Origin of the sequence: Desulfoferrobacter suflitae, assembly GCF_022603395.1 — a bacterium.
Classification (GTDB): domain Bacteria; phylum Desulfobacterota; class Syntrophobacteria; order Syntrophobacterales; family Syntrophobacteraceae; genus Desulfoferrobacter; species Desulfoferrobacter suflitae.
The window spans coordinates 1-1,070 of record NZ_JAIBKA010000040.1; the positions used below are offsets into that span (position 1 = coordinate 1).

General features: G+C 50.4%; 3 protein-coding genes. All 3 read right to left on the minus strand.

Translation table 11 applies throughout. The features are described from left to right. Positions 1–44 precede the first annotated feature (44 nt). Entirely contained in the window at positions 45–470 is a 426-nt protein-coding gene (locus K1V27_RS22500) for a pepsin/retropepsin-like aspartic protease family protein (RefSeq protein WP_258932526.1), read from the minus strand. Further along, positions 467–679, minus strand: coding sequence for a hypothetical protein (locus tag K1V27_RS22505; RefSeq protein ID WP_258932528.1), 213 nt, complete (start codon positions 677–679; stop codon positions 467–469). The genes K1V27_RS22500 and K1V27_RS22505 overlap by 4 nt, the downstream gene beginning before the upstream one ends. 189 nt (positions 680–868) lie before the next feature. Beyond that, positions 869–1,070 (minus strand): hypothetical protein (locus K1V27_RS22510; protein ID WP_258932530.1); only part of this gene is annotated, 202 nt, incomplete at its 5' end.

Genomic DNA, 1,070 nt, shown 5'->3' on the forward strand with positions numbered 1-1,070 from the left:
TAAGGGCATGTATTTCCCGAGGCTGGTAGCCTGACTTGAGTGCCTCAATTTGCCTTGTGCTTTGGATTGATCTCAAACGCCGCCTGTGATCCGAAGAAGCAAACATCGAATTCCATGAAAAAGTTGACTTGCCCCAAAATCACTGGAACCTCTGTAGATTGCGTCCACGCGAACGCGAGTTCTACCAGCGGAAACGAGGCCACTTGACCCGTGATGATCACCCCCCGTGCTGGCAATCGAGCAAGATTTCCCGTCAAGTGCACTCGTGTCGGCTGCTGATCCCATACCAGGCCCAACTGAACACCAACGTTATATGGAAGTACATTGACAGTCGAGCCCGTGTCCAGCAACCCCGGAACAGTCACCGCATGGGTTCCGTGGTGTAGCGTGATCGACAAGTGTGCTAAGAGATTCCTTCCTCGACGGCTTGCGTCTGTGTCACCGTATGTAAAACGCACAGGTGTTGTCATTTTTCGACCTCATGCGCTTTCAACATCTGTAGCAGCGTATCCGCGGCCTCGAATGCGTGCAACGGCGTCCATATCGGATACTCGGCATCCGCTGTGAGCAGCGGCACGCCCTCTTCTTGCGCCAAGTCAATCACGAGGAACTGCATCAGGCGCAGCTTATCAGCTCGTGGCAACATCTTTATGGCCGGGAATAATTCAGTAAGCGACATGTTTGACGACCTCCTTCGTTGATTCTATCAGCTTTATCATACGCATGGCCGCCTTGGGAGGCAATCAGGGACTATGCCCAATACGCGCTGCATCCAGTCTACGTCTCGCTGCCGAACATAAAGGTGAGCGGACGGGTTTGCGTAGCGCAGCGGAGAAAACCTGGTCCGATCAACCGAGGGGTTAGCTTTTCAAGAGAGACCTTTGGAGCGTAACAAATCTAAGTAACCTTGCACTCCGCCAAATTTTTCAAAACGCCAATCTTGTATTCTTTTATACCATCCTCGTGGATTCCAGCCATGTCCAATTTCTACATCATCAAGAAACTGATACCAATCTCTATAGCCTGATTCAGTATCAAAGAAAAATATCAAGGGAAACAGTCTTTCATTT

Bases quoted from the DNA above. Each gene is read 5' to 3' on its own strand.
- K1V27_RS22505 (WP_258932528.1), bottom strand. From the start codon at position 679: ATGTCGCTTACTGAATTATTCCCGGCCATAAAGATGTTGCCACGAGCT.
- K1V27_RS22500 (WP_258932526.1), bottom strand. From the start codon at position 470: ATGACAACACCTGTGCGTTTTACATACGGTGACACAGACGCAAGCCGT.